At 68.0% G+C, this 14620-nt stretch carries 15 protein-coding genes; 8 read left to right on the top strand and 7 right to left on the bottom strand.

Going from position 1 to position 14620, the window contains the following annotated elements:
• Positions 1–237: 237 nt before the first annotated feature.
• Positions 238–1980 (bottom strand): PHB depolymerase family esterase, encoded by a 1743-nt coding sequence (locus tag ACIO3S_RS28880; RefSeq protein WP_400470165.1) that lies wholly within the window; start codon positions 1978–1980, stop codon positions 238–240.
• 461 nt (positions 1981–2441) lie between these two features.
• Here ACIO3S_RS28880 and ACIO3S_RS28875 point away from each other — a divergent pair, with 461 nt between their 5' ends.
• The 5 genes from ACIO3S_RS28875 (at position 2442) to ACIO3S_RS28855 (ending at position 6063) form a co-directional block, all read left to right on the top strand.
• Complete coding sequence (locus ACIO3S_RS28875; protein WP_400470162.1) at positions 2442–3467, top strand: mannonate dehydratase; 1026 nt, start codon at positions 2442–2444, stop codon at positions 3465–3467.
• An 11-nt stretch (positions 3468–3478) separates the two neighbouring features.
• Positions 3479–3655: a hypothetical protein gene (locus ACIO3S_RS28870; protein ID WP_400470159.1), complete on the top strand. Its 177-nt coding sequence runs from the start codon at positions 3479–3481 to the stop codon at positions 3653–3655.
• 722 nt (positions 3656–4377) lie between these two features.
• Positions 4378–5124 carry a peptidoglycan-binding protein gene (locus tag ACIO3S_RS28865; protein WP_400470157.1) on the top strand — a complete coding sequence of 249 codons (747 nt, stop codon included), beginning with the start codon at positions 4378–4380 and terminating at the stop codon, positions 5122–5124.
• Between the two features lie 115 nt (positions 5125–5239).
• Positions 5240–5836 carry a hypothetical protein gene (locus ACIO3S_RS28860; protein WP_400470154.1) on the top strand — a complete coding sequence of 199 codons (597 nt, stop codon included), beginning with the start codon at positions 5240–5242 and terminating at the stop codon, positions 5834–5836.
• A 62-nt stretch (positions 5837–5898) separates the two neighbouring features.
• Complete coding sequence (locus ACIO3S_RS28855) at positions 5899–6063, top strand: hypothetical protein (protein ID WP_400470177.1); 165 nt, start codon at positions 5899–5901, stop codon at positions 6061–6063.
• Between the two features lie 92 nt (positions 6064–6155).
• On the opposite strand, the gene ACIO3S_RS28850 is transcribed toward ACIO3S_RS28855, so the two are convergent.
• The gene (locus ACIO3S_RS28850; protein WP_400470151.1) at positions 6156–7124 is read right to left on the bottom strand and encodes a LysR family transcriptional regulator; all 969 of its coding nucleotides are present in this window, start codon (positions 7122–7124) and stop codon (positions 6156–6158) included.
• A 121-nt stretch (positions 7125–7245) separates the two neighbouring features.
• Here ACIO3S_RS28850 and ACIO3S_RS28845 point away from each other — a divergent pair, with 121 nt between their 5' ends.
• Both ACIO3S_RS28845 and ACIO3S_RS28840 read left to right on the top strand, forming a co-directional pair.
• Positions 7246–8118, top strand: coding sequence for an aldo/keto reductase (locus ACIO3S_RS28845; RefSeq protein WP_400470148.1), 873 nt, complete (start codon positions 7246–7248; stop codon positions 8116–8118).
• 16 nt (positions 8119–8134) lie between these two features.
• Complete coding sequence (locus ACIO3S_RS28840) at positions 8135–9067, top strand: aldo/keto reductase family oxidoreductase (RefSeq protein WP_400470145.1); 933 nt, start codon at positions 8135–8137, stop codon at positions 9065–9067.
• A gap of 156 nt (positions 9068–9223) precedes the next feature.
• Here ACIO3S_RS28840 and ACIO3S_RS28835 read toward each other — a convergent pair whose 3' ends face one another.
• Together ACIO3S_RS28835 and ACIO3S_RS28830 are read right to left on the bottom strand one after the other, a co-directional pair.
• Positions 9224–9706 carry a hypothetical protein gene (locus ACIO3S_RS28835; RefSeq protein WP_400470142.1) on the bottom strand — a complete coding sequence of 161 codons (483 nt, stop codon included), beginning with the start codon at positions 9704–9706 and terminating at the stop codon, positions 9224–9226.
• Positions 9707–9726: 20 nt separating this feature from the next.
• Positions 9727–10773: an NAD-dependent epimerase/dehydratase family protein gene (locus ACIO3S_RS28830; RefSeq protein WP_400470139.1), complete on the bottom strand. Its 1047-nt coding sequence runs from the start codon at positions 10771–10773 to the stop codon at positions 9727–9729.
• A 99-nt stretch (positions 10774–10872) separates the two neighbouring features.
• Between ACIO3S_RS28830 and ACIO3S_RS28825 the strand changes: the two genes are divergently transcribed.
• Positions 10873–12051, top strand: coding sequence for an alcohol dehydrogenase catalytic domain-containing protein (locus ACIO3S_RS28825; protein WP_400470136.1), 1179 nt, complete (start codon positions 10873–10875; stop codon positions 12049–12051).
• A 23-nt stretch (positions 12052–12074) separates the two neighbouring features.
• On the opposite strand, the gene ACIO3S_RS28820 is transcribed toward ACIO3S_RS28825, so the two are convergent.
• The 3 genes from ACIO3S_RS28820 to ACIO3S_RS28810 form a co-directional block, all read right to left on the bottom strand.
• Entirely contained in the window at positions 12075–13067 is a 993-nt protein-coding gene (locus ACIO3S_RS28820; RefSeq protein ID WP_400470134.1) for a TIGR03557 family F420-dependent LLM class oxidoreductase, read from the bottom strand.
• Positions 13068–13146: 79 nt separating this feature from the next.
• Positions 13147–13983, bottom strand: a complete 837-nt coding sequence (locus ACIO3S_RS28815; protein ID WP_400470131.1) for an SDR family oxidoreductase — start codon at positions 13981–13983, stop codon at positions 13147–13149.
• Positions 13980–14447, bottom strand: coding sequence for a peroxiredoxin (locus ACIO3S_RS28810; RefSeq protein WP_400470128.1), 468 nt, complete (start codon positions 14445–14447; stop codon positions 13980–13982). Before ACIO3S_RS28810 ends, ACIO3S_RS28815 begins: the two co-directional genes overlap by 4 nt.
• Positions 14448–14620 lie beyond the last annotated feature (173 nt).

Raw genomic sequence — 14620 nt, 5'->3', positions numbered from 1 at the left:
CCTACCCTTGACCTACAGACGCCAGCCCAACGGCTGGCCCAGCTGCTCAATCCAGCAGCTTGACCAACCGTTGCTTCGACCGGTTGAGATCGCCCTCATCAGCGTCTGACCAAAGGTGGCCAAACAGTCTCCCACGGCCGCTCGGAGAGGCAATGGCGGTCGGCGCGACCTGTCATTCGTCGCGGGCCCCGATCAGGGAGCGCCGACGACGGCGGTCCGCAGCGGTTGACCCTTGCACTAGCCCCGCTTCACCAGCACTCCATCGGCGTTGCGTGCGTACCTCGACATCAACTCGTCCCACAGCTTGAACGAGAGGTTGCGGGGCATGAAGTGGCCGATGTCGTCGTTGACGGTCCAGCGGTACTCGGCGAGCCCGTCGGCGAAGATCTCCGTCGTGTACCTCCCGTCGACCTGCGTCGTTGCCGGTCCCACGTTCTTGTTCACGGTTTCGCGCCAGAACGTGCGCGCAGCGGTCTCGCCCACAGTTCCGCCGGGGAACTGAGCGGGCAGCTCGTCGGCGCCGCGGCACTGCCAAGTGGGGAGCGGCACGTCTCGACGGACGACCGCCAGGTCCTGGTAGGAAGAGGCGCTCAGGTGACCCGAGTAGCAGGGCGCGATGGACGCGAAACGCTCGGGATACTGCACCGCGAGGCGGTTGGTGAAGGCTGCACCCTGCGACACGCCGGTGATGCTGATCCTGGTGGTGTCGATGCTGTAGCGACGGACTGCGTCGTCGATGATGCCGAGCGCTGCCGGGACGTCGGGGTTGTCCGCGCTGATGCTCGTTGCCCACCCGACGTTCGCGGTCGGCTCGGTGCCTGCCGGCGCGCCGTAGTGCGGGAAGACCACGACGAGCCCGCGAGCCTCGGCGACATCGGCCCATTGCGTCTGCTGCGCGAGGTAACGCGCGGACCCGTTGCGGCCGTGGAAGGCGGCGACGAGCGGCAGCTTCGTGGCGTGCTGCCCGGAGCGGTGTCGCCGGGGAACGTAAGCGAGCCAGCGGTGCTCCTGGCCGGCGACGACCGTCACGTGCTCGGTGAGTCCGAGCTCACGAATCGACCGGTATGCCGTGAGCGTGCCGTTCGTGGAGGTGCGGTCGGCGAAGCGCATGACCGGGTGGAAGAACGACTCGTAGATCGCCGTGATGATCCGGATGCCGCGGAGGTCGCTGCTTCTCTTCACCGAAGACACACGCACCTGACTGAGCCGGTCCTTGCTGCTGTAGTAGGTCACGCTCGGGCCGGTCAAGCGAGGGTCTCGGTCGCGAGTAGATCGGTCGGTGGCGTTCTGCGTCTTCCAATAGTCGACCTGCGCCTGCTCTGCTCGGTCGAGCTGCGACCCGACGCTGATCTGCCATGACGGTGTCCGGCTACCCACGGGCGCGACATTGGCACCTTCGAGGTCTTGCGTGCTCCCAGCACCGTCGAGGCTGGCGGTCGCGACGTACTGCTGCGGTGCACGCACGGCGGCGACGTTCGCCACCGCTGCTCCCGAGCCTTCTCCGACGAGGTAGGTATTGAGGTCGCCGCCCTTCCACTCGCTGCGCACCGCCACCGTGGCCGCATTCACGAGGTCGGCATCCTCGAGGACGCCTGAGCCGCGTGTTCGCCAACCGTCGTCGCCGGCGTCGGGAAACATGGCGATGAAGCCCTGGCGTTCCGCCACCTGGGTCCACGCGGATTCGCGGGCGAACGCGTCGCCGGAGACGCCATCGGGTGGTACGACGGTGACGATCGGGTCGTCCTTCGGATCGTCGAGCCGGTACTCGGCGTAGTCGGTGGGCACGTAGACCCAGAAGGTCCGGAGGTGCCCGTTCACCTCGACGGTGCGCTCGATCAGGGGCAGGACGGAGTCCCCGTTCCGCGTGGCGTGAGCCGGTGCGGGAGCCAGGCTCGTGATGAGGATGACGAAGCAAGCGACGACGAATGTGACGGTGGCACGACGCTTCGCGACGCCGAACTCTGATCCTGAGGTTGGCATACGACGTTCCTTCTCTCGAACCGCCTTGCCACGATCTATCGACCGGGAGGCGGGCTCACATTCCGGCCCGAGCGCTGCTCGGCACATTAGGTGTGACCCACATCACTCGTCCAAGCCCAGTTCCGGATCACGCGATACCCCAGCTGCATCACGGGCGGCGATCGGAAAGTGTGATGTGCGTCATACGAATGCGGCATGGCGCCATGCTCAGCCGGTCTTGGACGTGCTCGCGTCCCGCTTCCTAATGTCGTTGAGGCCAGGCATTTCGCCGGGTGTGCCGGGCGAGGCACTCGCCATCTCTCGTTGGGAGCAAGGCTATGGGCAACGGAGTCGACCGCCGATCGCTATTACGCATGGGAGCAGTCGCAGCAGGAACAGGTGCCGCTTCAGCCGTCGGAAGCGGCGCGCTGGTCGGTGCGCAACCAGGGGCTGCGGCATCGCCCCCCAACCACCCGCCACGGATGGTGCTCGGCACGCAGCGGCGCGCATCCAGTGCCGCGACGTTGCAGGAGTTCAGGCGCCACGGGGTAGAGAAGGTCTGGGGCTATCCGCCCGACCCGCCCATCGAGTCCGGCCGCGGCTACTGGCTGGCGTCGGAGGTCGCGCAGACCAAGGAGTTCATCGAGAGCGAGCCGGGTCTCGAGATGCACGCGGCGACGTTGCCGTTCCTGGGATCCACCTTGATCGACCGCGAAGACCGTCCCGCGATCATGCTGGGGAAGAGTCCCGAGCGCGATCGAGACATCGATGACATCCACAAGTGTCTCGAGGCGTGCGCGGCGGCGGGAGTCGGTCTGGTCAAGTACAACATGAGCCTCACCGGGGTGATCAGCACCGGAGAGGTCGAGCTGCGGGGTGGGTCGACGACGCGTCAGTTCCGTGCGGCAGATCTGGACCCTTCGGAGCCCGACACCATTGCGGGGAAGGTCTCCGCCGACGACTTCTGGGAACGGATCGACTACTTCCTCGAGCGGGTCGTGCCGGTCGCGGAGGAACTGAAGGTGCGCATCGCGTGCCACCCGCAGGACCCCGGGACGCCGCCTGGTGGCTATCGCGGAGTTGAGGAGAACGTCCTCAGCGCGCCCGGCGGGAAGGGGTTGTTCAAGTTCTTGAGCATGCATTCCAGCCCGTACCACGGCCTCAACCTCTGCGTCGGCACGCTGGCCGAGATGCTGTGGAACCCGCGAGCCGAGATCTACGACATCGTGCGCCGGCTTGCCCGCACCGATCGAGTGTTCAACATTCACCTCCGCAACATCATCGGGAACCGCAACGACTTCATCGAGGTCTGGCCGGACGAGGGCGACGTCGATCATGCCCGGATCATCAACGTTTTGGCCGATGAGGGGTACTCGGAGGTGATCGATCCCGATCACGTGCCCGACCACGTCGATGATCCCGGCGGCAAACAGGCGTACGCGCACGGCTACGGATTCATTCTCGGGGCGATCGCGGGTGCCTCACACCGTTCTCGCAGTCGGCGCTGAACGAGAGGGGCTTGGTCGAGACGCAGCCGGTCAGCGAGCTGCGGGCCGATCAGGCGCGGTATCTCGGCCTCATTCTGTACCGAGAAGCAGGAGTCGTCTGTGTTATGAGCGGCGTCCGGGGCAACGACATGGCTGCTGCTGACGGCGTTGCCTGCGGCCTTCAGGCGAGTGACCACGGCGTCGCGTGACCACGGGCGTCGGGTGCGACCGTCAATGGCGCAAGAACGCGCAACGTGGCTTCTCGGGCCAGGTGTTCGTCGCGACGACCTGATGGCGTTGTCGCTCCGCAGACGTCGACCCACCGTGATCAGCTGACCCAGCAGCCGAAGGAGCCGAGGAACCAGCAGCTCTGACCAAGAACGCCGACCACGAGAGTGCGGTCAGGCTGCGAGGCGAGCTTCAGGACCTCGGTGCTCCGCCCGATTTCGAGCCCTTATCGATCACGGTGAACATCCGCATGCCTCTCTACCGACGGCTCACTCACACAGGGACCGTGCGGGTTCGGTGGGGACGAGATGCTGGATACCGCCCGGCATCGACTACAAGACCAACGACGAGATCCTCCCGACCCAGCTCCGCCCGCACCCGCACGAGTTCGAGCTCGACTACGACATCTGAGCCGGCGCTTCCAGCGTCTGTCAGCGTCTGCTGAAAGCGGTGGCTGACCTGAGAGAACGTCTTTCGGCGTCCTTTCAGCGTCAGCCACCGCTTTTCGTTGTCCTTTGGCCCCAGGGTGGCCCCGAATCGTGGGCGCTCGCATACCTGCCACGGGCTGCGTACGGCTGAGCGGGGCGATGCCCCCCACCCGTTAGGCCTGGACCGCCGGCAGCACCACCCGCGTACGCGTCATCTGGTCAACAACCGGGCAACAGCGTCTGCCTGGAGCGCGAATGTCGCGTAGCCTCGCCCGGTGTCAATCTTCGCGACCATAGCCGGCGCATCTCGGACACGCCGCTCCACCCTCGTCCTCGTTCTCCCCCTCGTCGCCGCTGTAGCGCTGGCGGCGGCCGCCGTGGTGGTCAGCCCCGGCAACGCCGCCACCGCCACGACGATCAAGCGGTGGGAGACCCGGCTGGCCGGCCTCGGCTGCAACGTCGGCCGCGTCGACGGCCGCGTGGACGACCACACCCGCACGGCCGTCGTACGCTTCCAGACCCGCCACCGCCTGAGCCCGAGCGGTCAGTTCACGACCACCACGCGGACACGGCTGATGGCGGCGACGGCGAAGCGGTGTGACGTACGGCCGGTGCCGGCGAGCACCGGGACCGGGCGCCGCATCGTGATCAGCCAGCGACAGGACTGGGTCTGGCTGGTGCGCGCAGACGGGTCCATCCGCGCGCAGGGCGGGATGATCGACGCGGAATGGCTGGACAAGCAGTGGTACACCACCGGCTCGTACTGCGGCCGACCGGCGCGCGGCAACCCGCGTACGAACTACAGCGGCACGCAGTGGCTCTACCACTTCGTCCGGTTCGCGCCCTGCGGCGTTGCCTTCCACCGGGTGCCGGTGAGCATGCGGACGGGTCGTCAGATCCACCCGAACTGGTATCTCGGCACCGACGAGAAGACCTCCGACGGCTGCATCCGGCTCAGCGCCACGATGGCGGCTGAGGTCTGGGACTTCACCAAGGTCAAGACCCGCGTACGCGTGGTGTGAACTCGTCTGACGCTCCGATCCGGAACCTGTCCCGCGCCGCACCGGCTCAGGGTGCAACACATGTTCCTGTTGGCGCGTCATGAAGACACATATCGCCCGGACTCGGAGGGTTCCCATGAAGCAGCTCCTCGTCTTCCTTCTCATCGGCGCGCTCGCACCCGTGTTGGGGCCGGTCCTCAGCGCCCAGGCGCTGCCACCCGACCTCGTCTGCGACGGCAGCTACCACCACCGGACGTTCCGCAACGTAGTCATCCCGGACGACGCCCGCTGCGTGATCACCATGTCCCGGATCACCGGCAATGTCCGCACCACCGGTGCACCGAGGGTGGTCAGCATCACCGACACGAGCCTCGGCCGGAACGTCCACGTCCGCAACGTCGTCGAACGCGTCACCATCGGGGCCGCCGGGTGCCGCGTGGACCCGGTCGCCGGACGAAACCTCATGGTCCGCAACTCCCGCAACGTGGCGATCTGCGAGATGTCGATCGCCAACAATCTCGTGGTACGCGACAATCGGGGGACCTTGATGGTTCGGGACAACAAGGCGTGCAACAACCTCCGCGTCGTCGGCAATCACGTGCGTTCCCTGCGTGTGCTCAGAAACTCCTACGCCGGCAACTTCTCGGTGGCTCGCAACAGCTGGGTGGACCGCAAGATCGTGAGGGACAACGTGGAGCTGCACCAGAACCCTGCCGCGTGCCGTCGGAAGTGATTCCCCGCCACCGTCACGACCTCCACGAACGCGATTCCGGGGTCCGAGTATCCGGCGTCGCGGTGCTGCTCGCAGGTGGCGTCGGAACAGCACGACGGTCACCGCTCTCCGAGCGCGGGACAAAGGACGACATCGAGGCCTGGATCGACTACAAGACCAACGACGAGATCCTCCCGATCCAGCTCCGGCCGCACCCGCACGAGTTCGAGCTCTACTACGACATCTGATGTCGAGCGGCCTGACAACCACTCGTCAGGCGCGATGAAGCGGCCCCTGACCTGCGAAGACGTCTTCCAACGTCTTCCAACGTCTTCCAGGGTCAGGGGTCGTCTCGTTGAGGCGGATCTGCGCCCGCCGCTGCCCGCATGCGATCACGCAACGGGGCGACGCCCCTCCCCTCGCCATCGGCGGAGGACCCGCGGAGCAGGCGAACGAAGTGGGGCGCTGGCGAGTCGGCCCGGCTCGATCCGGCGGCGACCAGCGAGACGACCCAGTCCGGCCCGGCGTCCGCCCGTAGTGGCAACGCGGTCAGCCCTTGGGCCTGGGGTTTTGCGGCCACATGTCGGGGCACGATCGCCACTCCCATTCCCCGGTTCACCAAGTCGAGCAGGGTGTGCACGTCGTTGACGGTGAGGCGCACTCGGCGCGCCACACCTGCCGTGGAGAACGAACTGTCGTTGAGGTGTCGTACCGCCCATGATGGATGGAAGTCGACGAAGCTCTCGTCCGCGAGGTCTGCCCGCTCGACGAACGAGCGGGTGCCCAGCGGGTGCCCAGCGGGCAGGAGGGCAACGAGCGAGTCGCGTCCGAGCTCGATGCGGGTGAGCGCGCCCACGTGGTCAGCCCCGGCGACGAAGGCGACATCCAGACTCTGCTCCCGTAGTGCCTTCAGCAGTTCGTCCGAGCCGGCCTGGGTGAAGGCGACCTCGACCTGAGGGTGCCGGGCGTTGAAGCGCTCGAGGAGTTCGGCGACGTCGACGATTCCCAGGCACTGCTCCGCCCCGACCCGCAGCTGCCCCGACAGCTCGTGTGAGGCCCGAACGACCGCGTCGCGCGCGGCCGCTGCCTGGCGCAGCATCGAACGCGCATGGGGCAGGAGGGCGTGGCCGGCTTCGGTTGGCTCGACCCGTCTCGTGGTTCGCTCGAACAGCTTGGTGCCCAGCTCCTCCTCGAGATTGCGGATGGCAGCGGAGAGCCCCGACTGGGAGATCCGGGCCAGCTCCGCGGCTCGGGTGAAGTGACGTTCCTCTGCCAGCGCGACGAGGTACTCCAGCTGACGAAGCTCCATTGATCGATTCCGCTTCTGAGAAGGATGAGAAAGAGTTGTTGGACTTCTAGATTAGCGTCTCCTAGGGTCCTTGAGGGCGGCAGCCGCTGCCCACATCGTTTGAGCAAGGAGCCTCACCCCCATGCAGAACCGCACAATCGGCAGCCGTCAGGTCCACGCGATCGGTCTCGGCGGCATGCCCATGTCGATCGAGGGACGCCCCGACGAGGCACGCTCGCTGGCCACGATCCATGCAGCCCTCGAGGCCGGCGTCACTCTCATCGACACCGCGGACGCCTACCACCGCGATGCCGACGAGGTCGGCCACAACGAGGAGCTGATCGCCAAGGCGCTGCGCACCTACGGCCAGGACACCTCGCACGTACTCGTCGCCACGAAGGGTGGTCACCTGCGTCCAGGTGACGGCAGCTGGACGCAGAACGGAGATCCCGACTACATCAAGCGTGCGGCCAAGGAATCCGCCGCGCGACTCGGCGTCGAGGCCATCGGCCTCTACCAGTTCCACCGACCCGACCCGGCGGTCCCGTACGCGGACTCCGTGGGCGCGATTCGCGACCTGCTCGACGAGGGTGTGATCGAGCTCGCGGGCATCTCCAACGCCAACCCCGACCAGATCCGTGAGGCCAACGAGATTCTGGGCGGCCGACTCGCGTCCGTGCAGAACCAGTTCTCGCCCCGCTTCCGCTCCTCCCTGCCCGAGCTCGAACTGTGCGCCGAGCTCGGCATCGCGTTCCTGCCCTGGAGCCCGCTCGGGGGCATATCGCTGGCTCGCTCCGGCGAGCTCGGTGCGGAGTACCACGCCTTCGAGGAGATCGCCGGAGCACACGGTGTATCGCCGTTCCAGGTGACCCTCGCGTGGGAGCTCGCGCTGGCACCGGTCGTGATCCCGATCCCCGGCGCCTCGCGCCCCGAGTCGATCAACGACTCCGCCCGGTCCACCGAGCTGTCGCTCACCGCCGACGAGATCGCGCGGCTCTCGGCCGCCGCGGCCTGACGAGAGGACTCTGCAGATGAAGACCTTCACCATGCCCGGGACCGACATCCTCGCCCCTAACGTCGTCCTCGGCCTGATGCGGATCGACGAGAAGTCCGACGACGAGGTCCGGGCGCTGGTGCGCACGGCGCTCGACTCCGGCATCACGTTCGTCGACCATGCCGATGTCTACGGGTCGGAGCTGCACGGCTGCGAGCGCCGGTTCGCTGAGGCCATGCGACTGACATCAGCAGAGCGCGAGAGTCTCGTCATCCAGACCAAGTGCGGGATCGTCCGCCAGGGTCCGTACTTCGACTTCTCCTATGAGCACATCATGGAATCGGTGAACGGATCGCTGCGTGCACTCGGGACGGACTACATTGACATCCTCCTGCTCCATCGCCCCGACGCACTCGTCGAGCCCGACGAGGTCGCCAGGGCCTTCGACGAGCTGTCCGTCTCCGGGAAGGTCCGAGCCTTCGGCGTCTCGAACCACACACCCGGCCAGATCGAACTTCTCCGCCGTTCGGTGCAGCAGCCACTCGTCGCCAACCAGCTACAGCTCTCGGTGACCCACGCTTCCCTCGTCGCGCAGGGTGTCGCCGCCAACATGGCGTCCCTGGACCAGTCGATCAGCCGGGACGTCGGCACGCTCGACTACTGCCGGTTGAACGACATCACCGTGCAGGCCTGGTCGCCGTTCCAGGCGGGGTTCTTCACGGGTCCCTTCCTCGGATCCCCCGAGTATGTGGAGCTCAACCAGGTCATCGACCGTCTGGCCAAGCAGTACGACGTCTCGCCCATCTCGATCGCCACCGCATGGATCACCCGGCACCCGGCGAACATGCAGGTGGTGCTCGGCACCACCACACCCGATCGAGTCGCCGCTGCGGCGCAGGGCTCCGACCTCCCGCTGACCCGCGCGGAGTGGTACGAGATGTTCCGGGCGGCTGGGCATGTCGTGCCCTGATCGATGACGTGTTGAGCGGTACCTCCTCGATCACTCCCTGCCGGATAGGGCGAGGAGGCCAGCAGACCCGCGAGGTGAGCCAGGTCGCGGGCCAGGGTCCTGGTGGTTTCGGCGGTCCCCTCGGTTGTCGGTCGGCTGCTCCGGCGGGCTCCGCCGTCAAGCGCCGATGACCGAACGGCCCACCCGCAGGTGCAGGTCCTCGAGCCGGGCGATCTGGTCGTCGGCGCGGCGGATGAGCTCGTCCAGCTGGAGCGGGTCGATACGTGCGTCGTCCTCGGTGGCGGCACGCAGCAGCTGCCATCCGGCCCGCTTGGCGGTCACCGCGTCACGCAGTGCCTCCAGCTCGAACAGGTCCGAGAGCGGCGAGCGCCGCACCAGCCGTCCGTTCGGCTTGAACCGGCCGGCGAACTCCATCGCGCGCCCCGTCGTGGCGGCGATGCGTGACGGGGTGGCTCCGGTCGCGATGATGATCTGCCGCAGCTGCTCGCGGTCCTCGTCGATCTCGGTCGCCAGCTGACGTACCCGGGCGGCCACGTCGGTGTCGGAGTGCGAGCGGCTGACTCGCTCGAACATCGCGGCTCCGGCGCTGGACCCTGCCCAGTGGTGCTGCAGGTAGGCGTGCAACATGTCGTCGTTCATGGCTGCTCCTTGTCTGGACGTCAGGGTCGTAACGGCGGGAGCTCGCTGCCCGCCTTCTGCGGGATCCCGGACAGGACGGCCTCGAGCGCGTCCATGGCCGAGTGGCGCGGCTGCCAACCGAGGTCCATCTCGGCGCGGGTGGTCGACATCAGCGGCAGCTGCATGACCGCGTCCAGGAGGCTGCCGGGGACCGGCGCGAGCCGGGCATGCCAGGCACCGTCCAGGCCATGACGCGCGAGACGCGGCGGGACCTCGACCGTTCGAGCGTCCATCAGCTCGCCGAGCTCGTCGCGGCCGATGACACCGTCACCGGCCAGGTTGTACGCGCCCGTCACATCGGTGGTCGCTGCCGTGGCGAGGGCCCGGCCGACATCGCCGGCGTGCACGGCCTGAAACCGCAGGCCGGCAGGCACAGGCACCACCGGGATGCGCCGCCGATCCAGGAGCGCCGGCCGCGCCAGGGCGCCGCCGAAGATGCGGCGTTGCTCGCTGGCGGCCGAGCGCTGGAAGACGAATGCGGGCCGGACCCTGACCAGACGGACCTCGGGGTGGACGCAGGCGAAGGCGTCCAGGACCCGTTCGACGTACGCCTTCTCCCGGCAGTACCCGGCGGAGGAGGCCCCGTCGGTCTCCCAGGTCTCGTCGACCGGATCGTTGTGATGGACCGGCGAGTAGGCCGCCACCGACGAGGCGCACACGAGAGCCGGGACACCTGCCCGGGCCACGGCCTCGAGGACCCTGCGCGTGCCGACGGCGTTGGTGGCCCAGGTCTCCTCGGGCCGGTGTGTCGGCTGGAACTTCCAGGCGAGGTGCACGACTGCGTCGGCACCTTCCACCACCGGCTCCAGGTTGGCCGTCGACACGTCGGCCACCCGCCACTCGACGGAGGCATGCTCGTGGGTCCGAGGCCCGTCGGGAGCCCGACGCGCGACGGCGACGACCTCGGCGGCCCCGTCGGCGGTGAGTGCCCGGATGGTGGCGCTGCCGAGGTTTCCCGACGCGCCGATGACGACCACCTTCATGTTGTCCACGCCCTCCCTGCGGCCGGTCTGCTGGGTGAGCCTCACCGGTACCCATCGCAACCGGGTTCAGCACTGCCGCTCGCCAGGCTCGAATCGCCGGATCCGGGTACCGCAGGGGTGACTCGATCCGAAGGAGGCACATCCATGAAGGCAGTCACCTGGCAAGGACGGCGCGACATCCGAGTGGACGACGTCCCTGATCCGCACATCATCGAGAACGACGACATCATCGTCGAGGTGACCTCGACGGGACTGTGTGGTTCCGACCTCCACCTCTACGAGGTGCTCACCGGTTTCATGACTCCGGGCGACGTGGTCGGGCACGAGCCGATGGGGATCGTGGCCGAGGTCGGCCCCGAGGTTCGCGAGGTGAGCGTCGGCGACCGCGTCGTGGTGCCGTTCAACATCAGCTGCGGCACCTGCTGGATGTGTCGGCACAACCTGCACTCGCAGTGCGAGACCACCCAGAACCACGACCAGGGCACCGGCGCCAGCCTCTTCGGCTACAGCTCGCTCTACGGCCAGGTCCCGGGCGGCCAGGCGGAGTACCTGCGAGTTCCCTTCGGCAACCAGCTGCCGATCAAGGTCCCGCACGGTCCGTCCGACGACCGGTTCCTCTTCCTCTCCGACGTCCTGCCGACCGCCTGGCAGGCACTGCAGTACGCCGACCCCGACCCGGAGAGCACGGTGCTGGTCCTCGGCGCCGGTCCCATCGGTGACATGGTGAGCCGCTTCGCGCTCGAGGCCGGCCACCGGGTCATCAGCGTGGACCGCGAGCCCGAGCGGCTCGCCAGGGTGCGGCAGCGCGGGGCCGAGACGATCGAGCTCGACTCCGGCAACGTCGCCGAGCGGGTACGCGACCTCACCGATGGACGCGGAGCCGATGCCGTCATCGACGCCGTCGGGATGGAGGCCCACGGCTCGCCCATCGTCGAGGGGATGACCAAGCTGCTGGCCACGATGCCGGGAGTCGTGAACCGCCCGGTGATGCAGGCTGCCGGCGTCGACCGGATGGCCGCGCTCCACACCGCCTTCGACGCCGTACGCCGCGGCGGCACCGTCTCGATCGCCGGCGTCTACGGCGGCGCGATGGACCCGTTCCCGATGATGCAGCTCTTCGACAAGCAGGTCGGCATCCGCATGGGTCAGGCCAACGTACGCGCCTGGACGGAGGACCTGATGCCGTTCCTCGAGCGCGACGACGACCCGCTCGGAGTGGACTCGTTCGCCACCCATCATCTCCCCCTGACCGAGGCTCCGGAGGCGTACAAGTCCTTCCAGGAGAAGTCCGACGGGATGGTGAAGGTCGTCTTCAAGCCCTGACTCCCCTGCCCGGGGGGCGGGCCTCAGCCCGACGCCGAGCGCAGTGCGTCGAGCAGAGGTCCGGCCGCCTCGGCCAGGAACTGGTCGTTCGTCGACCCGTCGACCTGGACGAGAGCGACATCGGTGAATCCGGCCTCCCAGAAGGGCCGGATCCCGTCGGTGATCACATCGATGTCGGGACCGCACGGGATCGACGAGGCGACGTCCTCGTGGCGTACGAACTGCGAGGCCGCGGTGAAGCTCGCTGTGGTCGGAAGCTCGCTGTTGACCGGCCAGCCACCGCCGAACCAGCGAAACTGGTGGTGAGCGCGTTGGATGGCTGCGTCCGCGTCATCGGGATCCCAGCTGATCGGGGTCTGGCCGATGGCCCGGGTGTCACCGGATCCGATGCTCGGCGCTCCCGGGACGTCGTTCCACGCCTTCACCAGAGCCGCATCGGGCTCGACGGTGATCAGGTGGTCGGCCAGGGCGGCGCAACGCTCGGACACCTGGGGGCCGCCGACCGCCAGCCCGACGGGCACCCGGGTGCTGGGTAGGTCCCAGAGCCGGGCAGCATCGACCTCGAAGTGCTCGCCTCGGTAGTCGACGAGCTCGCCGTCGAAGAGTGCGGAGATGATCTCCATCGCCTCGGCAAGCATCTCGTGCCTGGTGTGCACGGCCGGCCAGCCGGCGCCCACGACGTGCTCGTTGAGATTCTCACCGCTGCCGAGGCCGAGCGTGAACCGACCGTCCGAGAGCGCCTGCACAGTGGCGGCCTTCTGGGCCACGACCGCGGGGTGGTAGCGCATCGTCGGGCAGGTCACGTACGTCATCAACGGGATCCGCTGCGTGGCCTGCGCGACCGCGCCCAGCACGCTCCATGCGTACGGCGCGTGCCCCTGCTCGACCAGCCATGGCGAGTAGTGGTCGCTCATCGCAAGGAAGTCGAAACCCGCCTCCTCGGCAGCGACGGCGTGGCGCACGAGGTCACTCGGGCCCGCCTGTTCGGTCATCAGCGTGTATCCGAATGCAACCATGCCGAGGCGGTACCCGGCATGGCGACGAGCAATCCCCGGAGATGTTGTGGTCGAGAGGCCGGGCTCGCCAGCGCCCGCACTACTCGCCGGCGGCGAGGAGGTCGCGAAGGCTCAAGGGCTCACGCCCGGTGAGCGTGGCCACGGCGCTGCTGACTCCGTCGAGCTGCCCGGCGGCGATCGCGGTGTAGGTGGAGACCCAGGCGTCGTACTGCCAGTCGGGCGCCTCCCAGCGGCGACGCGACGCGTAGGCCTCCTCGATCGTCTCGTCGTGATAGCGCACCTCGCTGCCACGATACTCGGTGAGGATGTCGGCGACCTCGCTCATCGTGAGCGCCTCGGGGCCGGTGAGGTCGTAGGTGAGCCCTCGGTGCTGCTGCGGCGCGGTGAGTGTCGCCACCGCGGAGCGCGCCACGTCGGCTCGGGCGACCCCCGCGAAGCGCCCGCTGCCGGCCGGACCCCGGATGACGCCATCCTCGCCGACCAGCGACGGAAGGAAGTCGAGGTAGAAGTTGTCGCGGAGCAGGGTGTAGCCCATCCCGCTCGCCTTGATCCGCTCCTCGGTCGCGAAGTGGTCGCGCGCGAGCGTGAAGACGGCATCCGGCGCGGCACCGAAGAAGGACGTGTAGACGATGTGCTCGACCCCGGCCGACGCGGCGGCGTCGACGAAGGTGAGGTGCTGCTCCAGGCGGTCGGCCGACTCGGCTGCCGAGACCATGAGCACGGTCTGTACGCCGTCGAGGGCCTGCACCGCGGCCTCTCTGTCGCCGTAGGTGACCGCGAACGCATCGGCCCCCGGGATCTCGGGGGCTCTGGCGGTGTCACGTACGAGAAGTCGGAGTGTGGCGCCTGAACCGCCGAGCGCACGGGCGACGGCACCGCCGACGTAGCCGGTGGCCCCGGTGACGGCGATTGTCATTCCACGTCATCCCTGAGCGCGGCGAGGGCCTCATCGGCGTGGATCTCGGCCTTGAGCATCCCCTCGACGACGGCCTTGATCCGGCCGTCGGTGCCGATGGCGAAGGTCGTACGCTGCAGCGGCCCGAGCTTGCCGAGGAGGCTGGGCTTCACCCCGTAGAGCTCGGCGACCGACCCCGCGGGATCGGAGAGGACGGGATAGTCGAGGTCGTGGTTGGCGGCGAAGCCGGCCTGCTTCTCCACGCTGTCCTTGCTGATCCCGAGCCGGTGGGCACCGATCTCCTCGAACTCGCCGGCGAGGTCGCGGAAGTGGCAGGCCTCCTTGGTGCACACCGGCGTCTCGGCGGCCGGGTAGAAGAAGAGCACCACGGGGCCCTTCTCGAGCAGCGGAGCAAGGGAGACGGACGTACCGTCCTGGGCGGGGAGCGTGAAGTCGGGCGCGACAGCACCGGTCTCGAGCGGCATGGCGCCAACCTACTCGGCACCTCCACGACCCGGGGTCGAGCCTGCCGACGAAGGACGGGATCAGCACCACGTACCCAACGCGAGGTATGAGCCGATTCGTGCGGCCGCGCGCGGAGGATTCGGGCCTCGATGATCACGGCATCCCCCGAGGAAGGACGATCACGGTGACATCG

It is taken from the genome of Nocardioides sp. NPDC087217 (assembly GCF_044744805.1).
In the GTDB taxonomy this organism is placed as follows: Bacteria; Actinomycetota; Actinomycetes; order Propionibacteriales; family Nocardioidaceae; genus Nocardioides.
This window is presented reverse-complemented; position numbering and strand designations above follow the sequence as displayed.